Raw genomic sequence first — 24,572 nt, 5'->3', positions numbered from 1 at the left:
GGTGGAATGCTGATTTGCGTCCCCGAGGTGCTGAGCAAGGATGATGTGGCGGATTTCCGCCGCATCATGGACGCCTCCGCCTGGGAGGACGGCCGCTCCACCGCCGGGGCGCAATCGGCGATGGTCAAGCGCAACGAACAGCTGCCGCCGGACAGCGAGGCCGCGCGCGCGCTCGGCAATCGCGTGCTGTCGGCGCTGACCGCCAGTCCGAGATTCATCTCGGCGGCGATCCCGCTGCAGATCTTTCCGCCGCTATTTAATCGCTACGCGGCCTCCGGCGGGCACCATTTCGGTCTCCATGTCGACAACGCAGTGAGGGGAGATCGTCTCACCGGCCAGCGGATCCGGACCGACCTGTCGGTGACGCTGTTTCTGTCGGAGCCGGAGGAGTATGACGGGGGCGAGCTGGTGGTCGAGGATCTCTATGGTTCCCACGAAATCAAGCTCGCGGCCGGGGACCTCGTGCTTTATCCTGCGTCTAGTTTGCATCTGGTCACGCCCGTCACACGAGGTATGCGGGTGGCGTCTTTTTTCTGGCTGCAGAGCATGGTACGGGATGCCCACGCCCGCAGCCTGATCTTCGATCTCGATACGTCGATCCAGGCCCTGGTGGGGCGGCTTGGGCGAGACGACCCTGAAACGGTCAAATTGACCGGTATCTATCACAACCTGATCCGCTGCTGGGCCGAAGTATGAAGAACATGTCTCTTTCTCGCGTCACGACATTTGCGGTGATTTCGGCGCTGGCGATGCTGTCGCTGGCGGCACCGTCGTCGGCCCAGCAGGGCGCGGCTCCCACAGCACCAGCCGTGGTCCAGCAGGCGCCCGCCGTTTCGCAAGCCCCAGCCGCGCCCGCCCAGGCAGCGCAGCCGGCCCAGCCGACGGCGACCGCTGCGCCTGCGGATACGACCGCGGCACCGCCCGAGCGCGAGGGCAAATTGCTGAAGGTGGCAGCCGCCGAGCTGCGCGAATTGTCGCCGTGGTCGATGTTCAAATCGGCCGACGTGCTGGTCAAGGCTGTCATGATCGGACTCGCCTTTGCCTCGCTGGTGACCTGGACCATCTTCATCGCCAAGATGATCGAGTTGACCGTGGTTCAGCGGAAGCTGCGTTCGGCGCTGGCCAAGATCGCCGACGCGCGGTCGCTGGCGGAAGCGCAATTCGCGCTCGGCGCCAAGGGCAGCGTGCTGGCGTCCCTTCTTGCGGCGGCGATGCGCGAAGCGCGGCTGTCGGCGGGCATTTCCAGCGACGCCGGCATCAAGGAGCGCGCCGCTTCGAGTTTTGCCGAAATCGTGCGCGCCGAGGCACGGCGGATCCGGCTCGGCATGGGCCTCTTGGCGACCATCGGCGCGACATCGCCCTTCGTCGGACTGTTCGGCACGGTCTGGGGCATCATGAACAGCTTCATCGGCATTTCGAAATCGCAGACCACGAACCTCGCCGTGGTGGCGCCCGGCATCGCCGAAGCGCTGCTGGCCACCGCGTTCGGCCTGGTCGCGGCCATCCCCGCCGTCATCATCTACAATCACTTCGCGCGGGTTACGAAAGGCTACCTGGAACTGGTCGGTCGTGCGTCAGGCGCTGCAGGGCGGTTATTGTCGCGCGATCTCGACCGCACGCACGTCAGCGGCGGGCAGCGCGCCCGTGGGGCAGCGGAGTAGGCCATGGGTGCGTCGATCGCAGAGCACGACCTCGATGACGACAGCGATTTTGCGGAATCGCACGAGATCAACGTCACGCCCTTCATCGACGTCATTCTCGTCCTCCTGATCATCTTCATGGTGGCGGCGCCGCTGTCGACCGTCGACCTGCCGATTGATCTGCCGACCTCGACCGCGACCCCGCAGAAGAAGCCGGACAAGCCCACTTATGTGAGCATCAAACCGGATCTCTCGGTTGCGATCGGGGAAAACATGGTCAAGCGCGTCGACCTCGTGCGCTCGCTCGATGCGATGGCCGATGCCAGCAAGGAACGCCATATCTTCCTGCGCGCCGACCGCGCCGTGCCCTACGGCGAATTGATGGACGTTCTCGAAATCCTGCGCGCCGGCGGTTATTCGAAGATCAAGCTGGTGGCGCTCGAAGGCGTTCCGGATGCGGCGGCGCAAGCGGCGCCGGCAAAGCCTTGATCGGCCTCGACGAGCAAAAGCCCTCCCGGCGGCTCTGGATCTTTGCCGCGGTGACCGCGCTCGTGCTTCACGTCGGCGGCGCGGCGCTGGCGATTGCGCATTTGCAGACCGAAGAAGCCGACGATGCGCTTGGCGCGTCGGCGATCGAGGTTGGCCTCGAACTGGCGTCGGTGCGCCGTGAAGTGACCGACCTGCCGCCGGGCCCGGACACCGATGCTTCCGCGGCTTCGCCTCAGCTCTCCGAACAGAAGGCCGAGGTCAAGGAAACCGAACTGCCGCAGGACAGGCCGACCGAGACCGAAGAAGCCGACCGGGTGGTGACGGAGAACGAGTCGAAGAAGCCGAAAGAAGACGATCCGAAGATCGCGGCGGTGCAGACCGCGGCTTCGACCGAGTCGGTTGCCGCCGAAGCCACCGCGACGCCGAGTTCGGAGGCGATTCCGGAAGGGCAGCGTTCCGTCGCGCCGGTGATCGGCACCGGCGAGAGCGCGCGGCGTGCACGCGCAACCTGGCAGAAGGAGCTGGTCGCGCATCTCGACAAGCACAAGCGGTACCCGAAGGAACGGCAGCAAAAATCCGCCGAGATCCAGGTTCGCTTCACGCTCGACCGCATGGGCCACGTACTCTCGACCGATATCGAAAAAGGCTCGGGCGATACGGCCTTCGACGAGGCGGCGCTGGCGATGGTGCGGCGCTCCGATCCGGTGCCGGTGCCACCGCCATTGATCGCGGACGAAGGCCTGACTTTCACCTTGCCGGTGATCTTCCGCGTCAAGAACAAGAGCTGACGCCGGCGCCTTGCTGGGAAGCCGTAGCCCGGAGCGCAGCGACATCCGGGGGGCGCTGCTAGCTAGGGGCTCGAGTGAGGGCGCCCCGGCTTCACGTCGTGTCTTTCTTCCAGAAGTCGCGCGGCGATCTGATCGATGCGTGTCCCGAAGTCGCGTACGTTCCTGAACGCGCTACGTCGCTCGGTGCCCGGAGGCAGGCGGACCGCCACCTCGACCAGGGCAAAGAACTGCTCGAACAAGTTGTCTAGCTCGCCGAAGCCCACCTTCGATCCTTTCTTGAGCTATGGGAACGGCGAGAGGTGCGGACGATTTCTGCACCTCACATTTTGGCAGCTTACAAGAAGCCGATGGAAATCCATGGCACTGCGGCTACGACAAGTGTGCCGAGGAGCAAGGCCACTATGTACGCGACGATCGGACCCATACCTTCGTCAGGGTGAATGCGACTGATGGCGCATGCTGCGTAGTAACCGACCCCAAAGGGTGGAGCGAAAAGACCAATTCCCATCGCCAGAACGACGACCATTGCGTAGTGGACCTCATGCACGCCAACTTGGCGCGCTATGGGGAAAAGGAGGGGGCCGAAGAGCACGATAGCGGGAATGCCTTCGAGTACGCTCCCTAGGATAACGAATGCGATGATGGTGACGATCAGAAATACTGGCACGCCACCCGGCAAGGAAGTCATGAACTTTGCAAGCGATGCCGAGAAACCTGACTGAGTCAGCGCCCAGGCCATTCCTGTAGCCGCACCAATAATGAAGAGAATCGCGCCGGACAAAGCCGCGGTCTCAACCAACATCGGATAAAGGCGACGCCAGTCAAATTGGCGATAGATGAGGAGTCCAGCCAGTATCGAATAGACGATGCCTATCGTTGAGACCTCGGTAGCGGTCGCAACCCCTTCGACAACCGCGGCGCGGATCACAAAAGGAAGGGCAATGGCAGGAATCGCAATCAGGAACGCACGACCAATTTCTCGGCCCGTCGCTCGCTGAACGTGCGATAGGTCCTCCCTACGGTATCGCCACCACACGACCGCACACAGCCCGATTGCGAGCACGATGGCTGGTAGTAACCCGCCGGTGAACAGAGCCGCGATCGACACGCCGGTCACGGATCCGATCGTGATCAACACCAAGGACGGCGGGATTGTCTCGGTCTGAGCGCCAGTAGCCGCCAAGAGTGCGACGAGGTCACCGCGCTTTGCGCCGCGCTTGGTCATTTCGGGGAAAAGCACAGGCGCTACCGCCGCCATGTCGGCCGCCTTGGATCCCGAAATACCTGAGACCAGGTACATCGCACCGACCAGCACATACTGGAGACCGCCGCGGACGTGACCAAGCAGACTGGCAAGGAATCCGACCATGGCCCGAGCCATGCCGGTCATTTCAATCAGTAAGCCCAGGAACACGAACAGAGGTACCGCGAGCAAGATGAGGTGGCTCATGCCTTCATCCATTCGGCCGATGATAACCACGTCGGGTGTGCTGGTTGTCAGCGTGATATAGCCGAGGGTCGCAAGTCCAAACGCGAAGGCAATCGGTACCGCCGCAAAGACCATCGCGCCGACGATGAACACAAAGAAGATCAGCAAATTGAGGTTGCCGAGCGGTTTGAGTACTGGCGCTAGTGCCGCCAGAACCGCGACCAGCGCTCCCACGGTAACGACGGCCGCCACGAGTTGTTTGACGTCGGCCGTGGCTACCAACCTCAGGGTTGCGACGATCAGCATCAACCCAATGCCGACGGGAAGGGCCGCGGCGCGCCAAGTGTTTACTATTCCCAGTGCGGGAGTCGTCACGAAAACTTCGTCGGCCGCGAATTCGTACGCTGGATGAATGACCAAGAGCAGGAATGCGAACGACGCGGCCGTAGCGAAGACGTCAAGGAACAATCTGGCTTCCGGACGGATCATACCGACGATCGCCGTCATCCGCATATGTTCAGCTCGCTGGAAAGCCACCACAGACCCCAGCATCGCGAGCCAAAGGAACAAAATGCCGGCGAGTTCGTCGGACCAGACGATCGGCGCGTGGAGAACGTAGCGGGACACGATACCAACGAAAAGGACGATCACCTCCGCGACGACCAATAGCGCGGCAGGAATGGCAACAACGGGCTTTAGCGCTCTGTTTAGGTCAACGATAACTTTGCGCCACCCGGACGTTGGGCGTGGAAGGACGAGTTCAGTGCCATTTATGTGTGCGTGTTCCATGGCGGTCACCCCAGCTTTCCGGCAGCTTTTTCGAGCTGCACCCAGGCTTCTTCACCGAATTTGGCTTTCCAGTCGGAATAGAAGGTCGTCTTCGTCAGCGCCTGGCGGAAGATCGACCGGTCTACTTCGAGGAATTGCATCCCTTTGGCGGTCAGATCGGTGCGCAGCGAATCGCTCAGCTTCGCGATGTCATTCCGCTCGTCATTGGCCGAACGGTCGAACTCGCGCGTGACGATTGCCTGCACGTTTTGCGGAAGCTTCTGGAACGCGCGCTTGTTCCCGAGGATCCAGTAGTTGTCCCAGACGTGACCCGTCAGGCTGCAGGTCTTCTGCACCTCATACAGGCGCGCCGTCGCGATAATCGGAAGGGGATTTTCCTGGCCATCGACCACCTTGGTCTGTAGTGCGGAATAGACTTCGTTGAAGTTGATCGGAGCCGGTCCTGCTCCGAGAGCAAGGAACAGCGAGGTCAGATTGGGCGCGGCAGGTACCCTGAGCTTGAAACCCTTGAGGTCCTCCGGCGTCTTGATCTCTCGACCAGACGACGTGATGTGGCGGAAGCCGTTGTCCCAGGGCTTGGAGACCGTCATGATCGGCGTCTTGGCGATCTGCGCGCGGATATACGTGCCAAGATCGCCGTCCATCGCCTTCCACACGGCATCGTAGTTGGGGAAGAGGAAGCCCAGATTCACGATACCGGCGACCGGCACGAGGGTGGCGAGGATCAGAGAGGACAGGTTGAAGAACTCAACGCTACCGTTGCGGACCTGCGTCAGGAGATCGGTATCCGAGCCGAGCTGATTGGCCGGAAAGAGATTGATCTCAAAGCGCCCGCTTGTCGCTTCCTTGATGCGATCGGCAGCCTCTTTGGCTCGAACATTCACCGGATGCGTGGGGTCCTGCCCGGTTGCGAGCTTGTAAGTAAACTCGGCCGCCGCAGCGGGTCGGCTGAGTACGGCGCATAACGGAACGGCCGCGCCGGCCAGGAGCAACTTGCGACGAGTTATGGCAGTCGGTTTACGTTGGGTCATTGCATCCTCCTTGTTGAGACGAATCGGTTCATCGGCAGCGGCTCTTGTCTGCAGCTCCGGCCGGTTCTCGGGCGCCGGCCGTGAGGCAGCAGCCATCGTTCCCCGCGGCGATGCCGCGTAAGCGATGTTTCCTCAGTCGAACTTGACGATTGGCGCTGCGCGCTTAGCGCAGCCACCCCTTGATCTGCCGTGCAACTTCGGCAGTGGAAATACCGTAGCGATCATGCAGCGTGGGAAGCGCACCAGCGGCAAGAAACTCGTCGGGCAACGCGATCTGGCGGAAGGCCGGATGGACGCCGGAGCGCATCAGCAATGCCGCAACCGCCTCTCCAAGGCCGCCGATGACGGTATGGTTCTCTGCGACGACGACGAGACGGCCGGGCTTGCCGGCTTCGCGCAAGATCGCTTCGTTGTCGAGCGGCTTGATCGTCGGTACGTGCAGTACGGCCGCATCCACGCCGTCGCCGGCGAGTTCCTTTGCGGCTTCCAGCGCCCGCATGGTCATGATCCCAGAGGAGATGATCAGGACTTCCCGACCGTCGCGAATGAGCGATGCCTTGCCGAGCTTGAATTGGTAGTTGTACTCGTCCAGTACAAGCGGCACCTGACCACGCAACAGCCGCATGTATACCGGCCCATGGTGGGCCGCGATGGCCGGAACGATCTGCTCGATTTCATGAGCGTCGCAGGGATCGATCACGGTCATGTTTGGCATTGCGCGGAACAGGGCGAGATCTTCCGCCGCCTGGTGGCTTGGGCCGTAGCCGGAGGTGAGACCGGGCAGGGCGCAGACGATTTTAACATTGCGGTCTTCTTCCGCGATCGTCTGATGGATGAAATCGTACGCGCGGCGCGAAGCGAACACCGCATAGGTCGTAGCAAAGGGCATAAATCCTTCAACCGCCATGCCCGAAGCCGCACCGTAAAGCAGCTGCTCCGCCATACCCATCTGATAGTAGCGTTCGGGGAACTCCCTCGCAAAAATATGCAGATCAGTGTACTTACCGAGGTCGGCGGTGAGTCCCACGACCTCGGGGCGGCTTCGGGCCAGCTCGACGAGTGCATGACCGAACGGTGCCGGCTTCGTCTTTTGGCCCTCGGCAGCGATCGACGCGATCATCGCAGAGGTGGTGAGCTTCGGTTTCCCGGGCATAGTTGAGATTGCCGACTTCATGACCTGTCTCCCGCATCAAGTTCTGCCAGCGCCAGTTTCCACTCGTGCGCCTCGACCCGAATGAAATGATTCTTCTCTCGCTGCTCCAGGAAGGGAACTCCCTTTCCCATGAGGGTGTCAGCGACAATCACGCGCGGTTGCGGTTCGGTATGCAAACTCGCTGCGTCAAAGGCGGCCACGACGGCGTCGATGTCATTACCGTCTACCCGGCGTACGAACCAGCCAAAAGCCTCTAGCTTGTCGACCAACGGCTCGAACCCCATCATCTGCTTCGAGGGGCCGTCAGCCTGCTGGTTGTTTACGTCGATGATCGCGACCAGATTGTCGAGCTTGTGGTGGGCAGCCGACATCATCGCTTCCCACTTTGAACCCTCGTCGAGTTCTCCGTCAGAGAACAACGTGAAGACGCGGCTTTTGGAGCCCTTCTGCTTCAACCCGAGGCCCATGCCGACCGCGATACTCAGCCCAAGTCCCAAGGACCCGCCGGACATTTCCATGCCGGGCGTGTACGAGGCCATGCCGGACATCGGAAGACGGCTTTCGTCGAAGCCGTACGTCTCGAGTTCGGCTTCGGGGATAATGCCAGCCTCGATAAGTGCGGCATAAAGGGCGATAGCGTAATGGCCGTTAGAAAGAAGGAATCGGTCGCGATCTTCCCAAGTGGGCTCCTCCGGCCGGTAGCGCATCGCGTGAAAGTATGCGACCGCCAGCACGTCGGAGATATCGAGCGCCTGCGCGATGTAACCCTGGCCTTGAACCTCGCCCATGCGCAGGGCGTTACGGCGAATGTTTCGGGCGCGCTGCGCGAGGGTCGGCGTGTTAACAAGCGTATTCGTGGACATCCTTCTCTCCATCGCTCCCTTAGTGAATGAGCATCCCGCCATTGACGTCGATCACGGCGCCGGTGACGTAGGCCGAAAGGTCCGAAGCGAGGAACGTGTAAATTCCGGCGACATCCTTCGCTTCCCCGAGCCTTCCGAGCGGAATGCCTTCCAGGATCTTTGTCCTCATTTCGTCTGTAAGCTTGCCGGACGTGATGTCGGTGCCGATCAATCCCGGCGTGACGCAGTTGACGCGAATTCCATCGGCGCCAAATTCCCGCGCCATTGCCTTGGCAAGTCCAAGGACGCCTGCCTTCGCTGCCGAGTAGTGTGGTCCGCCGAAAATGCCACCACCGCGCTGGGCTGATACCGACGACATGCACGCGATCGATCCGGCCTTGCGCTTCTGCATGTGCGGAATCACCGCCTGGGACAGGAACAATATGCCCTTGAGATTGACGTCCTGGATCCGGTCCCAGTCGCCCGGCGTGATGTCGAGGAATTTCACCGGCTGGGTAATGCCGGCGTTGTTGATCAAGATGTCGATCTGACCGAAGGCGCCGGCGACGGTTTCGACCGCCTTCAGGCAAGACGCCTGGTCGGCGACGTTGCAAGCAACTCCGATATGATTGTCGCCAAGGCCTTGCGCGGCGGCTTGGGCGGCGGGCCCATCGATATCGAGGATGGCTACCCGAGCGCCTTCTTCGACAAACCGCCTGGCCGTTGCGAGGCCAATCCCGCGGGGCGAAGCTGCACCTGTAATAATCGCTGTTTTGCCGCGAAGCAGCATTCGATCCTCCCTGTGTCTAGTTTTCCGGGCGCGGCGGTAGGCAGCCGGCCCTCTTGACCCCATTCCTAGGTCCGGGGCGCTTCCGGGACAAACGCGCTGTTGTCTTGGATATGTGAATCTGGTTCACTTATGGGCATGCTGCTGTCGAGTATCCCGATCTCGGCTATCCGGGCCTTCGAAGCGGCTGCGCGCACCGGCTCCTTCAGCGACGCGGCCGACGAATTGCATTTGACTCCGAGCGCAGTCAGCCACGCCATCCGCAAGCTCGAAACCACGATGAGCACCACTTTGTTCGAGCGGAGTGCTCGTTCGGTCCGTCTAACGCCAGCGGGCGAAAACCTGATGCGTCACGCCGGCGCGGCATTTGACAATCTGCGGCGTGGTATCGAAGAGGTAGCCGGTCGCGGGCCGCAACTCCTGAGGGTGCACTGTGCACCAAGTTTCGCAGCGCAATGGTTGGCCCCGCGCCTGACCAGGTTTCTCGTTGCCGAACCGAAACTGGAGGTCCGGCTCGCCGCCAACACCGAGTACGCCCGCTTCACCAACGACGATTTTGATCTGGACATCGTTTACGGTTCACCCCGTGGCGAAGGTCTCGAAGTGATCCCACTTGGTGAGGAGACCGTCACCCCGCTGTGTGTTCCTCAGATTGCGAAGAGAATTCGCCAGCCAAAGGACCTTTTGAGCCAGGTGCTAATCCGCTCGGACGTGAAGCAGGTTCAGTGGCATCAATGGTTCACTGCGAACGGACTAGAGGCTCCAGCGATCCACGGAATGCGGTTTGACCGCAGCTTCCTCGCAATAGCCATGGCGTGCGGCGGCGTTGGCGTGACCTTGGAATCAACTCGTTTGGCCGAACGCGAAATAGAATCGCGGCGCCTGATCGCGCCGCTGGCTGGTCGCTCCACCGACATCCGCTATGTCGGCCATCATCTCGTCTTTCCTCGCGCGAGCCGTCAGCGCCGCGCCCTGCGAACCTTTGTGGAATGGATCACGTCCGAACTCGCGCAGACCGATAAGAAAACCTAGGCGTGCACGGAGACTCGTTGGTCAGGCGGCGGCAAAAAGTGCTGCGAATTCAAGCTCTCTCTACTTTGCATGGGGTTGTTTTCGATATTTTGTATGCGGGCCTGCAGTGAAGGGCATCCGCACAGGGGCCGGCACCCCCATGCAAAAGCCCTCTCCCGGACGGGAGAGGGCTTCGTGACGTCATCCGATGATCGCGACCCTCAGGTCTTCTTCAGCATCGGGCAGACGCTCTTCTCCAGCGGGATGAAGGCTTCGTTCGCCGGGATGGTGGCAATGAGGTTGTAGTAGTCCCACGGATACTTCGAATCCTGTGGCTTCTTCACCTCGAACAGATAGGCCGGGTGGATCTTGCGGCCGTCGGCGCGGACCGAGCCCTTGCCGAACAGCGGGTCGTCGGTCGGCATTTCCTTCATCTTGGCAACGACGGCGCGTCCGTCATGCGGATTGCCGCCGAGCGCTTCCAGCGCCTTGAAATAGTGGATCAGCGAGGAGTAGACGCCGGCCTGGACCATGGTCGGCGGGTTCTTCTTGTACTTTTCGTTGAAGCGCTTGGTGAAGGCGCGGGTCTGGTCGTTCATGTCCCAGTAGAAGGTCTCGGTGAAGTTCAGGCCCTGCGCGACCTTCAATCCAAGCGAATGGAGCCATTATGTCCGGCCTTGTTTTAACCGCCTAGCCGTTGCGATCAAACGTCATCATTCGCGAATATTCCGCTGCGCTGCGAATTCGCGAGAGGCAGGCTCAGCAATGTGAGGAGGGCGTCAGCGCCAGTAGTAGCGGATGCCGACATAGACCACGGCGAGGCACGCAAAGATCAGCGCCACCGGGAGCCTTGGTTTTGTCGCCGGGCCGGATGCGGCTGGCTTCGGCCGCGGGGGCGGCCGTCGGAACGCGGTAACGTTGCCGGTATCGGTGGCGGGCTCGCTCGCGCGCGAGGGAATCTCGGGGGGCGTACCGGAGCCGCCCATCTCGGCATAATAGCTCTTGTACATGAGCTGGATGGTGGCCTCGGAGGCGTCCGCCTCGGTCATCCTCGCCAGCAACTGCCGGTAGCTTTCCAGAAAGTTCTGCGCCTCGGCGGGCAGGGCGGAGAAGCCGTTGAGCTTGGCCAGCATTTTCCAGGTTGCAAAATCTGCCCTCGCACGGGTATCGGCGCGGCGTGCAATCAACATATCGGCAGCTTTTATCGCCATGGCCCGGGTCGATTCTTCCCTGTCCTCTGTTTTCTGTTTGAAGTTTAGGCGTTGCCGGTGATGAAGAGAAGCGCGCTCATCACATATCCGGTCAGTGTCCGCAGTATCGTCGAAATAACATCAAGATTTAGGCCGAGCTGCGCGCCGATGACGGGAAGCAGGATCAAAAGGCCGAGCAAAATCAGCATCCCGTAGGGTTCCAGCCGCGACAGCGGGTAAGCCAGCACCCGCGGCAGCAGCCCGACGGCGACCCGGCCGCCGTCCAGCGGCGGGATCGGCATCATGTTGAAGATCGCCAGCACGATATTGATCAGGAAAGCATTTTTGAGGTTGTCCGCCGTCCATTTGGCGGCGTCTGCCGGCACCAAAGGCAGGGCATGGAAGGCAAACGCCACGATCGTCGCCAGGACGATGTTGATGGCGGGACCGGCCAGCGCCACCCAGACCATGTCGAGCCGGGGATGGTTCAGGTTCCGGAAATTCACCGGGACCGGCTTGGCGTAGCCGAACAGGAACGGCGAATGCGACAGCAGCAGCAGACCCGGAAGAATCACGGTCCCGAACGGATCGATATGCTTGAGAGGGTTGAAGCTGACTCGGCCGAGTTGCCAGGCGGTATTGTCGCCGAGCTTGTATGCCACAAAGGCGTGCGCGGCCTCGTGGAAGGTGATGGCGATGAGGAGAGGGAGAACCCAGACCGAGATGCTGTAGAGTGAGATGTTCAAGCGGTCTGCCCTGGTTTGCGCATCGAGGCCGGCAACCTAGCACGCCCGCGTCACTGGGGAACCGTCTCCTGATATTGCGGTAAACCGTCGTCGAGCCGCACCCAGGCCATCTTTTCCGAGACCCAGATGTGCTCGGTCGGCGCAAAGGCGTTGCGGTCGTCGAAGGCGGCGAGCGCGACGCCGACCGCGGTGCCGTTGGTCCGCCGCGAAAACAGCCGCGTCCCGCATACCCTGCAGAACACCCGGTCGAGCGCCTCCGATGACGGATAGCACGCCGTTTCACCCTCGACGATAAGCGCCCGCTGGTCGAACAGCGCGCGGGCAAAGAACGGCGAGCCCATCGCCTTCTGGCAGTTGCGGCAGTGGCAGATGCGGATATTGAGGGGCTCGCCCTCGGTCTTGAACCGGACCGCGCCGCAGAAACATCCGCCTTCCCGGATCGTGCCCATCTCAATAGGTCGCCCGGCCGCCGGAAATGTCGAACACCGCACCGGTCGAGAACGCGCAATCTTCTGAGGCCAGCCATGCCACCATTGCCGCGAGTTCTTCCACCAGCACAAAGCGACCCTTCGGAATTTTCGACAGCATGAAGTCGATGTGCTGCTGCGTCAGCTGGTCGAAGATTGCGGTTTTCGCCGCCGCTGGTGTCACCGCGTTGACGAGGATGTCGTGCTGGGCGAGTTCCTTGCCGAGCGACTTGGTCAGGGCGATCAGGCCGGCCTTCGAGGCCGAATAATGCGCGGCGTTGGGGTTGCCTTCCTTGCCGGCGATGGACGCAATGTTGACGATGCGGCCGTATTTCTGCTGCAGCATCGCCGGCACCACCGCCTTGCAGCAGATGAACGGACCGTCGAGATTGATGCGCAGCACCTTGCGCCATTCGTCGAGGTCGGTTTCCCACACCGTCTTGTTGACGCCGGCGATGCCGGCATTGTTGACGAGGATGTCGATCTTGCCGAGCACCTTCAGTGTCTCGTCGCGGGTGTTCTCGACCGCGGCGAGGTCGGAGACGTCGACCTTGAACGCCGAGACGGCCGGGCCGATTTCCCTGGCGGTCTTTTCCGCAAACGGCAGGTCATGATCCCAGATCGCGACTTTCGCCCCGGAAGCCACGAAGCGCTCGGCGATCGCACGCCCGAAGCCCTGGGCGCCACCGGTGACGACGGCACAACGGCCGTTCAGGTCGATCTTGTTCATGAAGGTGGTCCTTTCCCTCGATGTTCCTCATGGTGAGGAGCGCTCTTGCGCGTCTCGTACCATGAGGCCCGTGGCCCATCCTTCGAGACGCCGCTTCGCGGCTCCTCAGGATGAGGATTGCGTTTACAGCGTCCAGCCGCCGTCGATGACGTGCGCGACGCCCGTGGTGAACGCGCTTTCGTCACTGGCGAGATAGACAGCGAGCGAGGCGATCTCCTCGGCGGTGCCGAGCCGTCCCATCGGTTGCCGCGCGATGAACATCTCGCGTCCGTTGGGGCCGGCGGCGGCGGCGCGATCCAGCATCGAAGGGGTTTCAATGGTGCCGGGGCAGATGCAATTGCACCGCACGCCCTTGCTGATGAAGTCGACGGCAACCGAACGCGTCAGCGCGGCGACGGCGGCCTTGGTTGCGCCGTAGACGTAGCGGTTCGGCGCGGCCTTGAAGACACCCGCAGCCGACGAGATGTTCACGATCGCGCCGCGGCCACTTTCCAGCATGCCCGGCAGGAACGCGCGGATCGTGCGGTGCATCGATTTGACGTTGAGGTCGAAGGAAAAATCCCAGTCCTCGTCGGAGCAATCCAGCACAGTGCCATGATGCACGAAGCCTGCGGCGTTGAGCAGGATGTCGGTCTTGCCGGCGCGCTTGGCCATGGCGGCGACGGCCGCGCTGTCCCGTACGTCGAGCCTTGCCACTTCGGCGATGCCTTCGCTCTTGAGCACGGCGAGCTTGGCCTCGTCGATGTCGGTGGCGAACACCGTTGCCCCTTCACGCGCAAAGGCCACCGCGCAGGCGCGACCAATTCCGACGGCGGCAGCGGTGACGAAGGCGCGCTTGCCCTTCAGGCGGTCTGACATTTTTTCTTCTCCTTGTTTCCTCTTTCGTCATTGCGAGGAGCCAACGGGTCCGGCCTCCGGCCGGCCCGATGATAAACTCCGCGACAAAGCAATCCAGACTTCTTCCACGGGTGGAATTTTCTGGATTGCTTCGCTGCGCTCGCAATGACGGTGGCTGCTTGATGAGCGGTTGCCTAATGATTATCCCGCGCCACGCCGACTGTGCCCGCAATATTTTGATAGCGTGTGGCGAGCTCCATGCAGGCGCCGGTGGCCTGCTGCCCGACGGTCGAACGATAGACCTCCTGCCACGGCGTCTGGTTGGCCGGGTAGGGGAAGCCGCCCTTGTCCTTGAGCTCAGCGCGACGCCTCTTCAACTCGTCGCTCGTGATCAGGATGTTGGCGTCGCCCTTGTTGAGGTCGATGCGGACCTTGTCGCCGGTCCGCAGGATCGCGAGCCCGCCGTCGGCGGCAGCCTCCGGCGAGGCGTTGAGGATCGACGGCGAGCCCGAAGTGCCGGACTGCCTTCCGTCGCCGATGCAGGGCAGCGACAGGATACCGCGTTTGATCAGCGCCGCCGGCGGCTGCATGTTGACGACCTCGGCGCCGCCGGGATAGCCGATCGGCCCGGCGCCGCGGATGAACAGCACGCAGTGCTCGTCGATGTTGAGCGAGGGATCGTCGATACGGTGATGATAATCCTCAGGCCCCTCGAACACGATGGCGCGGCCTTCGAACGCATTCGGGTCTTTGGGATTGATCAAATAGCGGTCGCGGAATTCCTTCGAGATCACGCTGGTCTTCATGATCGCTGAATCGAACAGGTTGCCGCGCAGCACCAGGAAGCCCGCATCCTTCACCAGCGGCTTGTCGTAGCTCCAGATCACGTCGCCGTCGGGCTTGGCCGCGTCGCGGCAGTTCTCGCCCATGGTGCGGCCGTTGACCGTCACGGCGTCCTCATGGATGCGCTTGTGCGCCATCAATTCGCGCACCACCGCCGGCACGCCGCCGGCGCGATGATACTCCTCGCCGAGATAGAAGCCGGCCGGCTGCATGTTCACCAAGAGCGGGATGTCATGGCCGTGTTTCTGCCAGTCGTCGATCGAGAGCTCGACGCCGATATGCCGCGCCAGCGCGTTGATATGGATCGGCGCATTGGTCGAGCCGCCGATCGCCGAATTCACCACGATGCAGTTCTCGAACGCCTTGCGGGTCAGGATGTCAGAAGGCTTGAGGTCCTCCCAGACCATCTCAACGATCCGTTTTCCGGTCTCATAGGCGATCTGGCCGCGTTCGCGGTAGGGCGCGGGGATCGCCGCACATCCGGGCAACGACATGCCGAGCGCTTCCGCAAGCGAGTTCATGGTCGAGGCGGTGCCCATGGTGTTGCAGTGGCCGACCGACGGCGCCGAGGACGCCACGATTTCGATAAATTCGTTGTAGTCGATCTCGCCGGCGGCAAGCCGTTCGCGTTGCTTCCAGACGATGGTGCCGGATCCGGTGCGCTCTCCGTTGAACCAGCCGTTCAGCATCGGACCACCCGAAAGCACGATCGCGGGCAGATTGACGGTCGCCGCCGCCATCAGGCAGGCCGGCGTGGTCTTGTCGCAGCCGGTGGTCAGCACCACGCCGTCGAGCGGATAGCCGAACAGGATCTCGACCAGGCCGAGATAGGCGAGGTTGCGGTCGAGCGCCGCGGTCGGCCGCTTGCCGGTTTCCTGGATCGGATGCGTCGGAAATTCCATCGCGATGCCGCCGGCCGCCCGGATGCCCTCGCGCACCCGGTGCGCCAGTTCGAGATGGTGCCGGTTGCATGGCGACAGGTCATTGCCGGTCTGGGCGATGCCGATGATCGGCTTGCCGGACTGCAATTCCTCGCGGGTCAGGCCGTAGTTGAGGTAACGCTCGAGATAGAGCGCGGTCATTCCCGGGTTATGCGGGTTGTCGAACCACTCGAGGGAACGTAGTCTTCGGCCCTTGCCATTGGCAGCTTTGTTGTCGTTGTTTTTCATTGGTTCCTCCCGCACTGCAAACTCGTGGACGGCTTAAGTCACGGCAGCGATGCACCATGCCAAGAATTTCATCCGCTGCAACGCGCTTGCCTTCTCCCGTCTGAGCCATTCGATCTTAATTCGGCTCAAAAGATAGCGCTACCATTTTCTGTCCACGCGTAACCGCTTCCGGAGATGGCCATCATCACGCGGATTGCGGCATCGAGCTTTCGCGGACCATCAACTGGAAACCAAGGTCGAGAACCGGCTCTTGCGGTCGACGGCCCTCGATCGCGTCGATCACCATTGTGACGGCGTGCCGACCCATTTCATAGCGATTGGTGCGCACGCTGGTGAGCGAGGGGACGGCGGAAGCCATGAACTCCAGGTCGTTGAAGCCGACAATGGACAGGTCACCGGGAACCGATATCTGGCGGCGCTGGCATTCAAACAGAACGCCGAGAGCAAGGTCATCGTTGACGCAGAAGACCGCGTCGATGTCGGGGGCTTGGGCGAGAAGATCGGCGAACAGTGTGCCGCCAAGCGTGACGGTGGTTGGTACGGAGGTGGTGACAACGAGGTTCGGATCGAACAGGGAGGCCGCTTTCATGGCATCACGATACCCTTCGAACCGCCGCTGTACGCGAGGATCCATTCGTGCACCGAGAAATCCGATGCGCCGGCACCCTTGCTCGAGAATGTGAGAGATGGCCGCAAAACCTGCATCGTAGTGCGAGAAACCAACCATCATGTCGACCGGACTGTCGCCAATCTCCATGATCTGAGTGACCGGGCAATTCATGGACTCCAGAATCGCGCGCGATTCCGCGGTCTGGTTGATGCCGGTCACGATCAGTCCCGCCGGCTTCTGCGCGCGGAACAGACGCAGGAGTTTCTCTTCCTGCAATATACTGTAGCGGGTGTTGGCAAGCTGGATGCTGTAGCGGCTGCCTTCGGAAGAATCGTAGACGCCGCGCAATACATCTGCGAACACGTTGTTGGTGAGGGAAGGGATCACGACGCCGATGACTTCGGTGCGATGCGAGGCCAGCGCACGCGCGGCGAGATTGGGTACATAACCCAGTTCCTTCACGGCGCTATCGACGCGTTCCCGCTTGCTCAACGACAGCGCCTCTGGATTCCTGAAGAAGCGCGATGCCGTGATCGGGCTGACGCCAGCAAGCTTGGCGACCTCGGTGAGGCGGATTTTGCCAGACTTTGTCTGTTTTCGTCCCATCTTGCGCTCATATCACAACAGATCAGACGTTTGAACAATTATTGACAGCGCTACCATCGGATTGCTAAAAACCGCCAAACTGCGGATGATGATGACGGTTGAATTCGGCTTCCGGCATCAGAGTCGAAAAGACAGCAGGGCGCCGCCGTCCACCCGCGGCGCCACAAAACAGAAATGAGGGGAGAGAGTTCGATGTCGTCGGTACAGATTCGCGACGTGCGAAAGTCGTTCGGCAATTTTGAAGTTTTGCACGGCGTGTCGATTCCGATCGAGGATGGCGAGTTCGTCGTGCTCGTCGGCCCCTCCGGCTGCGGCAAATCGACCTTGTTGCGGATGCTCGCCGGCCTCGAAAACATCACCTCAGGCACCATTTCGATCGGCGATCGCGTCGTCAACAATGTCCAGCCCAAAGAGCGCGACATTGCGATGGTGTTCCAGAACTACGCGCTCTATCCGCACATGACGGTCGCCGACAATATGGGCTTCTCGCTCAAGCTGCGCGGCGCGCGTGCCGATGAAATCTCGAACGGCGTCAAGCGCGCCGCGGAAATCCTGGCGCTGACGCCGCTGCTCGATCGCTATCCCCGGCAATTGTCCGGCGGTCAGCGCCAGCGTGTCGCCATGGGCCGCGCCATCGTGCGCGATCCGCAGGTGTTTTTGTTCGACGAGCCGCTTTCCAACCTCGACGCCAAGCTGCGCGTTGCGATGCGGACCGAGATAAAGGAACTGCACCAGCGCCTGCGCACCACGACGGTCTACGTTACCCACGACCAGATCGAGGCCATGACCATGGCCGACAAGATCGTGGTGATGCATGACGGCGTCGTCGAGCAGATGGGCACCCCGCTCGAACTCTACGATACCCCGGCCAACCAGTTCGTCGCGGGCTTCATCGGCTCGCCGGCGATGAATTTCCTCAAGGGCAAGGTGAAGTCGAACGGCAGCGCCGGGTTCGAAGGTCCGAACGGCGTCAAGCTGCCGCTGGCATCGGCGCCCGCCAATTCCGACGGCCAGCCGGCCGTCTACGGCGTGCGGCCCGAACATTTCACGATCGCCGACGACGGCGCCGAGGCCGAGATCGTGGTGGTCGAGCCGACCGGATCGGAAACCCAGGTCTTCGCCAAGCTCGGCGGTGAACAGGTAGTTGCCGTGTTCCGCGAGCGTCATCAATTCAACCCGGGCGACAAGATCCGGTTGAAGCCGGATCCGACGCTCGTGCATCTTTTCGACGAGACGACGGGGAAACGACTAAACGCCTAAAAAATATATAATCAAATTTCAAAGGGAGGATCGACTATGCAAGACTTTACTCGCCGCACTCTGCTTCAGGGCGGCACCGCGCTGGCGGCGGCCGGCGCGCTTACGGGGCCGGCACTACTCGACTTCGCCAAGGCCTGGGCGCAAGCGGCGCCGTGGAAGCCGGAGAAGGGCGCCAAGCTCACGGTGATGCGCTGGAAACGCTTCGTTCCTGCCGAGGACGACGCCTTCAACGCCATGGTCGCGGCGTTCAAGACCGCCACCGGCGTCGAGATGAACGTCTTCAGCGAATCCTTCGAGGACGTGCAGCCGAAGGCTTCGGTCGCCGCCAACACCGGCTCGGGCCTCGATGTCGTCTGGGGTCTGCATACGTTGCCGCAGCTTTTCCCGACCCAGGTGCTGCAGATGAACGACGTCGCCGATTACCTCGGCAAGAAGTATGGCGGGTGGACCGATGCGGCAGCCATCACATGCAAGCAGGGCAACAACTGGCTCGGCATTCCCGTCGCCACCATCGGCGGCTACATGACCTACCGCAAATCGGCCGTCGAAAAAGCCGGTTTCAATGAATTCCCGAAGGACTTCCCGGGCTTCCTCGAACTCTGCAAGGCGCTCAAGAAGAATAACACGCCGGCCGGCATGGCGCTCGGTCACGCCTCGGGCGACGCCAACGGTTGGCTGCACTGGATGCTGTGGGGCCACGGCGCCTACACGGTCGACAAGAGCGACAAGGTCATCATCAATTCGCCGGAGACCTTGAAGGCGCTGGAATACACCAAGGCGCTTACCGACACCTTCATTCCCGGTGTCGCTTCCTGGAACGACGGCTCCAACAACAAGGCATTCCTGTCGGGTGAACTCTATTGTACCGCCAACGGCATTTCGATCTATGTCGCGGCCAAGGACGATCCGACCAAGAAGGAACTCACCGAGGACACCTATCACGCGCTGTATCCAGTCGGTCCGATCGGCAAGCCGACCGAGCTGCAGCTCACGGTTCCGATCCTGGCGTTCAAGTTCACCAAATACCCGAACGCGGCGAAAGCCTTTATCGCCTTCATGCTGGAGAAGGAAAACTACGACAAGTGGCTGACGGGTGCGCGGGGCTATCTGACCCACACGCTCAACGCCTACGATAACTCGCCGGTCTGGACCGCCGACCCGAAGAACCAGGTGTTCAGCCAGGCCAGCAAGCGGGCGCTGCCTGCTTCCGGCATCGGTACGCCCGGCGAGAAGGCGGCGACCGCGATCGCCGACTTCCTGGTGGTCGACATGTTCGCCAACTACTGCACCGGCCGCGAAGACGCCAAGGGCGCGATCGCGATTGCCGAGCGGCAGTTGAAGCGCATCTATCGCTGACGACGACGGGGCGAGCCGCAGGCGACTGCGGCCCGCCTCTTCCAAACAGATACGGAAGAGGCGGCAGCGCCGCCGATGACATTTCGGGATTTCGCCAATGGTTGACATCGCACTCGAACCCAAGGCCGCCAGGCGGCCGATCCGCGAGGCCACCAGGTGGGATCTGCTCAGGGCTAATCGCAACTGGCTCGGCTTCTGGTTCATGCTTCCGGCGATGGCATTCCTGATCCTGTTCCTGGCTTATCCGTTGGGTTTGGGGGTCTGGATTTCGTTCACCGACGCGCGCATCGGGCGGCCGGGCCATTTCATCGGGACCGAGAATTACGAGTGGTTGTGGGACGACTCGATTTTCTGGTTGTCGGTGTTCAATACGCTGCTCTACACGACGATCGCGAGCGCCATCAAATTTGCGATCGGTCTCTATCTAGCGCTGCTGTTGAACGAGAACATGCCATTCAAGGCCATGCTGCGCGCACTGGTACTGATCCCGTTCATCGTGCCGACCGTGCTATCCGCGCTGGCGTTCTGGTGGATCTTCGATTCGCAATTCTCGATCATCTCGTGGTCGCTGAAGCAGATGGGATTGATCACCGAGAATATCAATTTCCTCGGCGATGTTACCTGGGCGCGGATCTGCGTGATCTTCGCCAATATCTGGCGCGGTGTTCCCTTCGTCGCGATCACGCTGCTGGCGGGCCTGCAGACGGTGTCGCCATCGCTTTACGAAGCCGCGACGCTCGATGGCGCGACCAGCTGGCAACGATTCCGCTTCATCACCTATCCGCTGCTGACGCCCATCATCGCTGTCGTGATGACGTTTTCGGTGCTGTTCACCTTCACCGACTTCCAGCTGATCTGGGCGATGACGCGCGGCGGCCCGGTCAATGCCACACATTTGATGGCGACGCTGTCCTATCAGCGCGCGATCATCGGCGGCACCCTTGGCGAGGGCGCGGCGATATCGAATGCGATGATTCCGTTCCTGCTGGCGGCGATCATGGTTTCCTGGTTCGGTCTGCAGCGCCGCAAGTGGCAGCAGGGAGAAAACAATGACTGAGCCCCGGCGCTGCGTTTTGTTTGCGCGAACCGGGCAAGCCCCGCGCGCGCTGCCGCAAGTGGCAGCAGGGAGAGAACAATGACTGATCTTCCCACCTCGCGGATCGATCTCAAAGCCGTGCTGTCCGGCTCGTCCGCGGCTGCGGCGAAGGACGATCACAGCGAGGGCATGAGCTACCTGGAGTCGGTGCCTCGCCGTCTGGTCACGCTCTATCTGCCGCTGTCGATCATCGTGATCGTGCTGCTGTTCCCGTTCTATTGGATGGCGCTCACCGCCATCAAACCGGACGAGCAGTTGCTCGATCTCAATACCTATAATCCGTTCTGGACCTGGAATCCGACGTTCAAGCACATCCACAAGCTGCTGTTCGAAAGCTACTATCCGCTGTGGCTGTGGAACACGATGTATGTGGCGGTTGCCTCGACCATATTGTCGATCATCGCCAGCGTGCTGGCGGCCTACGCCATCGTGCGGCTGCGCTATCGCGGCGCGCAGTGGGTCGGCGGGCTGATCTTTCTGTCCTATCTGGTCCCGCCGTCGATCCTTTTCATTCCGCTCGCCACCGTGGTGTTTCAGTACGGTCTCTTCGACACCCCGTTCGCGCTGATCCTGACCTATCCGACCATATTGATCCCGTTCTCCACCTGGCTGCTGATGGGCTATTTCAAGACCATCCCGTTCGAGCTGGAAGAGTGCGCGCTGATCGACGGCGCCAGCCGTTGGCAGATCCTGACAAAGATCGTGCTTCCGCTGGCAATCCCGGGGCTGATCTCGGCGTTCATCTTCTGCTTCACGCTGTGCTGGAACGAATTCATCTACGCGCTGACCTTCCTCACTTCGGTGCAGAACAAGACGGTGCCGGTCGCCATCGTCAACGAATTCGTCGATGGCGACGTCTACCGGTGGGGCTCGCTGATGGCGGGTGCGCTGTCGGGCTCGCTGCCGCTGGTCATCCTTTACGCCTTCTTCGTCGAGCATTATGTGTCGGCCATGACGGGAGCCGTGAAAGAGTGAGCGCTTGAGGCCCGTGTCGGACATTATCTCTTGACGCGTTTTCTTCACGCGAACCGATTCCCACTTCGCTTGAAAACGCTATAGAAGGGTTCAAAAAGGAGACGGGTCTTGCACATTCTGATTCTCGGCGCCGCCGGCATGGTCGGCCGCAAGCTGACCGAACGGCTTTTGCGCGACGGCCGCCTCGGCAAGCACGACATCACCCGCATGACGTTGCAGGACGTGGTGGCGCCCACCAAGCCCGCCAACGCCTCGATCCCGATAAGCGTCGTGGCTTCCGATTTTGCCGATCCCGGCGCGGCGGTACCGCTGATCGCCCATCGGCCGGACGTGATCTTCCATCTCGCTGCGATCGTCTCCGGCGAGGCCGAAGCCGAGTTCGACAAGGGCTACCGGATCAATCTCGACGGCACGCGATATCTGATCGACGCCATCCGCCATGCCGGCGGCGGCTACAAGCCGCGGCTGGTATTCACGTCCTCGATCGCGGTGTTCGGCGCGCCGTTCCCGGAAAAGATCGGCGACGAATTCTTCCATACGCCGTTGACGAGTTACGGCACGCAGAAATCGATCTGCGAACTCCTGATCAATGACTACACCCGCAAGGGCCTGCTCGACGGCATCTCGATCCGCCTGCCGACGATCTGCGTGCGGCCGGGCAAGCCGAACAAGGCCGCTTCCGGCTTCTTTTCCAACATCATCCGCGAGCCGCTGGCGGGCGAGGAGGCGGTGCTGCCGGTGTCCGAGGACGTGCGCCACTGGCACGCCTCGCCGAAATCGGCGGTGGGCTTTCTGGTCCATGCCGGCACCATGGACCTCAACGCGATGGGGCCGCGGCGCAACCTCAGCATGCCCGGCATGTCGGTGACCGTCGGCGATCAGATCGCGGCGCTCGATCGCGTCGCCGGCAAGAACGTCACCGCGCGCATCAAGCGGGTGCCCGATCCGACCATCATCGGCATCGTCTCTGGCTGGCCGCGCGACTTCGTCACCGACCGCGCGCTCAAGCTCGGCTTCACCACCGCCGAGAAGACGTTCGACGACATCATCCGGATCCACATCGAGGATGAGCTGGGCGGCAAGTTCGCTGCCTAGCGTGACTTCACGTAGCTTCACGCGGATGCGGTCATGACCAGGGTAGCCTGCATCGGCGAATGCATGGTCGAGCTGAAGCAGGCTGACGGGGGCCTGTTTTCGCGTGGCTATGGCGGCGACACGCTCAACACCGCCGTCTACCTCGCCCGGCTCGGCGTCAGCGCCGACTATGTCACCGCGCTTGGCGACGACCCCCTCAGCGATGAGATGATGGCGGGTTGGGCGGCGGAGGGGGTTGGGACCAGGCTGGTGGCGCGGCTGCCGGGCAAGCTTCCGGGCCTCTACATGATCCAGACCGATGATCAGGGGGAGCGCCGGTTCTTTCACTGGCGCGACAGCGCCGCCGCGCGCAGCCTGATGGACTTGCCGCAGACGCCGGAGATCCTGAATTCGCTGGCCAGCTATGACGTCGTCTATCTCTCGGCGATCACGCTCTCGCTGTATGGCGCGGAGGGAAGGGGGCGGCTGTTCGCGGCTCTGAAACGCGCCCGTGAAAAGGGGGCACGTTTCGCTTTCGACACCAATTTCCGCGCCCGCGGCTGGCCCGATCTCGATGTCGCGCGCGCCGTTTTTCAGGACGCCTTTGCCGCAGCCGATATCGTGCTGGCTTCCACGGAGGATTTGCTGCCGCTCTATCCGGGCATAACCAACGAAGCCTTGCTGGCGCGAATTCCCGGGACCGAGGTGGTGTTGAAGCTTTCGGAACCGGCGAGCATCGTGCGCCTGGAAGGCGTTCCTTATCCGATCAAGGCGAAGCCGGTCGAGGCGCCCGTCGTCGATACGACAGCGGCCGGCGACAGTTTTGCGGCCGCCTACCTCGCCGCGCGCCTCGTGGCCGCGGATCCAATTGAGGCCGCCCGTGCCGGGCATCGTCTGGCAGGCGTTGTGGTATGTCATCCCGGCGCCATCATCCCGCGCGCGGAGATGCCGCCCGGCCTCATCCCGAACCACGCCAATTCTCGCAAGGCATCGCCATGACCGCAGCCACAAGGCAGGAACAACTCGCCGCCATCTTCAAGTCCGCCATTGTCATCCCCGTGCTCACCATCGAACGGCCGGAAGATGCGGTGCCGCTGGCGCGCGCGCTGGTGGCAGGCGGGGTCCGTGTGCTGGAGGTTACGCTGCGAACGCCGGTCGCCGTCGAGGCCGCCAAGGCCATGATTGCGGAGGTGCCGGAAGCCATTGTCGGCATCGGCACGATTCTGAACGGCGACGATCTGGCTCGAGCCCGCGCGCTCGGGGCCAAATTCGGCATCAGCCCCGGCGCGACGCCGGAGCTTTTGAAGGCCGCCGCCGCAAGCGACCTGCCGTTCGCCCCGGGGATCGCGACGGCTTCCGAGCTGATGCAGGCGCTGGCGGCCGGCTTCGATCTCGTCAAATTCTTTCCCGCCGAGCAGGCCGGCGGTATCAAGGCACTTCGGGCGCTCGCCGGGCCGTTTCCGAATATCCTGATATGCCCGACCGGCGGCGTCGGCGAGGCCAATGCGGCGAGCTGGCTGGCGGAGCCGAATGTGGTGGCGGTGGGTGGTTCCTGGCTGTGCCCGGCGGCCGATATCCGGGGCGGCAACTGGGCCGGCATAACCGCCATGTGCGCGCGGACGATGAAATCGCTGAAACCGGCGTGAAGTCCTTT

Annotated in this window: 24 protein-coding genes and 1 pseudogene; 12 read left to right on the top strand and 13 right to left on the bottom strand. The window is 62.0% G+C overall.

Translation table 11 applies throughout. The features are described from left to right. Positions 1 to 6 precede the first annotated feature (6 nt). From JQ624_RS26680 to JQ624_RS26665, 4 genes are read left to right on the top strand one after another with little or no spacing between them, the layout of a single operon-like run. A complete protein-coding gene (locus tag JQ624_RS26680; protein ID WP_212421886.1) occupies positions 7 to 696 on the top strand; it encodes a Fe2+-dependent dioxygenase in 690 nt (229 codons plus the stop codon). Next, on the top strand, positions 693 to 1,661 hold the full coding sequence (gene exbB, locus JQ624_RS26675) for a tonB-system energizer ExbB (protein ID WP_409334375.1): 969 nt from the start codon (positions 693 to 695) through the stop codon (positions 1,659 to 1,661). The genes JQ624_RS26680 and exbB overlap by 4 nt, the downstream gene beginning before the upstream one ends. Positions 1,662 to 1,664: 3 nt before the next feature. Beyond that, entirely contained in the window at positions 1,665 to 2,129 is a 465-nt protein-coding gene (exbD, locus tag JQ624_RS26670; RefSeq protein WP_212421884.1) for a TonB system transport protein ExbD, read from the top strand. Further along, entirely contained in the window at positions 2,126 to 2,917 is a 792-nt protein-coding gene (locus JQ624_RS26665) for a TonB family protein (protein ID WP_212421883.1), read from the top strand. The genes exbD and JQ624_RS26665 overlap by 4 nt, the downstream gene beginning before the upstream one ends. A gap of 334 nt (positions 2,918 to 3,251) precedes the next feature. Here the strand turns inward: JQ624_RS26665 and JQ624_RS26660 are convergent, their stop codons facing one another. The 5 genes from JQ624_RS26660 to JQ624_RS26640 all read right to left on the bottom strand — a co-directional run bounded on the left by JQ624_RS26660 (position 3,252) and on the right by JQ624_RS26640 (position 8,951). Continuing rightward, positions 3,252 to 5,135 carry a TRAP transporter large permease subunit gene (locus tag JQ624_RS26660; protein WP_212421903.1) on the bottom strand — a complete coding sequence of 628 codons (1,884 nt, stop codon included), beginning with the start codon at positions 5,133 to 5,135 and terminating at the stop codon, positions 3,252 to 3,254. 5 nt (positions 5,136 to 5,140) lie between these two features. Next, entirely contained in the window at positions 5,141 to 6,166 is a 1,026-nt protein-coding gene (locus JQ624_RS26655; protein ID WP_212421902.1) for a TRAP transporter substrate-binding protein, read from the bottom strand. Between the two features lie 163 nt (positions 6,167 to 6,329). Then, on the bottom strand, positions 6,330 to 7,340 hold the full coding sequence (locus JQ624_RS26650) for a transketolase family protein (RefSeq protein ID WP_212421882.1): 1,011 nt from the start codon (positions 7,338 to 7,340) through the stop codon (positions 6,330 to 6,332). Further along, entirely contained in the window at positions 7,337 to 8,182 is an 846-nt protein-coding gene (locus JQ624_RS26645; protein ID WP_212421881.1) for a transketolase, read from the bottom strand. The genes JQ624_RS26650 and JQ624_RS26645 overlap by 4 nt, the downstream gene beginning before the upstream one ends. A 19-nt stretch (positions 8,183 to 8,201) precedes the next feature. Next, a complete protein-coding gene (locus tag JQ624_RS26640; protein ID WP_212421880.1) occupies positions 8,202 to 8,951 on the bottom strand; it encodes an SDR family NAD(P)-dependent oxidoreductase in 750 nt (249 codons plus the stop codon). Between the two features lie 138 nt (positions 8,952 to 9,089). On the opposite strand from JQ624_RS26640, the gene JQ624_RS26635 reads away from it, so the two are divergent. Next, positions 9,090 to 9,980 (top strand): LysR substrate-binding domain-containing protein, encoded by an 891-nt coding sequence (locus JQ624_RS26635; protein ID WP_212421901.1) that lies wholly within the window; start codon positions 9,090 to 9,092, stop codon positions 9,978 to 9,980. 200 nt (positions 9,981 to 10,180) lie between these two features. On the opposite strand, the pseudogene JQ624_RS26630 reads toward JQ624_RS26635, so the two are convergent. From JQ624_RS26630 to JQ624_RS26595, 8 genes and pseudogenes are all read right to left on the bottom strand, one after another. Continuing rightward, positions 10,181 to 10,621, bottom strand: a pseudogene (locus tag JQ624_RS26630) (ABC transporter substrate-binding protein); the annotation flags it as partial. Between the two features lie 117 nt (positions 10,622 to 10,738). After that, on the bottom strand, positions 10,739 to 11,149 hold the full coding sequence (locus JQ624_RS26625) for a hypothetical protein (protein ID WP_212421900.1): 411 nt from the start codon (positions 11,147 to 11,149) through the stop codon (positions 10,739 to 10,741). 65 nt (positions 11,150 to 11,214) lie between these two features. Continuing rightward, positions 11,215 to 11,895 carry a site-2 protease family protein gene (locus tag JQ624_RS26620; RefSeq protein ID WP_212421879.1) on the bottom strand — a complete coding sequence of 227 codons (681 nt, stop codon included), beginning with the start codon at positions 11,893 to 11,895 and terminating at the stop codon, positions 11,215 to 11,217. Positions 11,896 to 11,945: 50 nt separating this feature from the next. After that, positions 11,946 to 12,344, bottom strand: a complete 399-nt coding sequence (locus JQ624_RS26615; protein WP_212421878.1) for a GFA family protein — start codon at positions 12,342 to 12,344, stop codon at positions 11,946 to 11,948. Position 12,345: 1 nt separating this feature from the next. Continuing rightward, a complete protein-coding gene (locus tag JQ624_RS26610; RefSeq protein WP_212421877.1) occupies positions 12,346 to 13,092 on the bottom strand; it encodes an SDR family NAD(P)-dependent oxidoreductase in 747 nt (248 codons plus the stop codon). 123 nt (positions 13,093 to 13,215) lie between these two features. Beyond that, positions 13,216 to 13,950 carry an SDR family oxidoreductase gene (locus tag JQ624_RS26605; RefSeq protein WP_212421876.1) on the bottom strand — a complete coding sequence of 245 codons (735 nt, stop codon included), beginning with the start codon at positions 13,948 to 13,950 and terminating at the stop codon, positions 13,216 to 13,218. A gap of 173 nt (positions 13,951 to 14,123) precedes the next feature. Beyond that, positions 14,124 to 15,941, bottom strand: coding sequence for an IlvD/Edd family dehydratase (locus JQ624_RS26600; RefSeq protein ID WP_212421875.1), 1,818 nt, complete (start codon positions 15,939 to 15,941; stop codon positions 14,124 to 14,126). Between the two features lie 184 nt (positions 15,942 to 16,125). Beyond that, positions 16,126 to 17,157, bottom strand: a complete 1,032-nt coding sequence (locus JQ624_RS26595) for a LacI family DNA-binding transcriptional regulator (RefSeq protein ID WP_212421874.1) — start codon at positions 17,155 to 17,157, stop codon at positions 16,126 to 16,128. Between the two features lie 192 nt (positions 17,158 to 17,349). On the opposite strand from JQ624_RS26595, the gene JQ624_RS26590 reads away from it, so the two are divergent. From JQ624_RS26590 to eda, 7 genes are all read left to right on the top strand, one after another. Beyond that, the gene (locus tag JQ624_RS26590) at positions 17,350 to 18,417 is read left to right on the top strand and encodes an ABC transporter ATP-binding protein (RefSeq protein WP_212421873.1); all 1,068 of its coding nucleotides are present in this window, start codon (positions 17,350 to 17,352) and stop codon (positions 18,415 to 18,417) included. Positions 18,418 to 18,453: 36 nt separating this feature from the next. Then, on the top strand, positions 18,454 to 19,773 hold the full coding sequence (locus tag JQ624_RS26585; protein ID WP_212421872.1) for an ABC transporter substrate-binding protein: 1,320 nt from the start codon (positions 18,454 to 18,456) through the stop codon (positions 19,771 to 19,773). A 97-nt stretch (positions 19,774 to 19,870) separates the two neighbouring features. After that, positions 19,871 to 20,830 carry a carbohydrate ABC transporter permease gene (locus JQ624_RS26580; RefSeq protein ID WP_212421871.1) on the top strand — a complete coding sequence of 320 codons (960 nt, stop codon included), beginning with the start codon at positions 19,871 to 19,873 and terminating at the stop codon, positions 20,828 to 20,830. A 78-nt stretch (positions 20,831 to 20,908) separates the two neighbouring features. Then, on the top strand, positions 20,909 to 21,844 hold the full coding sequence (locus tag JQ624_RS26575; RefSeq protein WP_212421870.1) for a carbohydrate ABC transporter permease: 936 nt from the start codon (positions 20,909 to 20,911) through the stop codon (positions 21,842 to 21,844). Between the two features lie 108 nt (positions 21,845 to 21,952). Next, the gene (gene denD / locus JQ624_RS26570) at positions 21,953 to 22,939 is read left to right on the top strand and encodes a D-erythronate dehydrogenase (RefSeq protein WP_212421869.1); all 987 of its coding nucleotides are present in this window, start codon (positions 21,953 to 21,955) and stop codon (positions 22,937 to 22,939) included. 33 nt (positions 22,940 to 22,972) lie between these two features. After that, positions 22,973 to 23,917 carry a sugar kinase gene (locus JQ624_RS26565; protein WP_212421868.1) on the top strand — a complete coding sequence of 315 codons (945 nt, stop codon included), beginning with the start codon at positions 22,973 to 22,975 and terminating at the stop codon, positions 23,915 to 23,917. Beyond that, positions 23,914 to 24,564 (top strand): bifunctional 4-hydroxy-2-oxoglutarate aldolase/2-dehydro-3-deoxy-phosphogluconate aldolase, encoded by a 651-nt coding sequence (gene eda, locus JQ624_RS26560; RefSeq protein WP_212421867.1) that lies wholly within the window; start codon positions 23,914 to 23,916, stop codon positions 24,562 to 24,564. The genes JQ624_RS26565 and eda overlap by 4 nt, the downstream gene beginning before the upstream one ends. The last annotated feature ends 8 nt before the right edge of the window (positions 24,565 to 24,572 follow it).

Origin of the sequence: Bradyrhizobium sp. AUGA SZCCT0283, assembly GCF_018130385.1 — a bacterium.
GTDB lineage: Bacteria > Pseudomonadota > Alphaproteobacteria > Rhizobiales > Xanthobacteraceae > Bradyrhizobium.
This window is presented reverse-complemented; position numbering and strand designations above follow the sequence as displayed.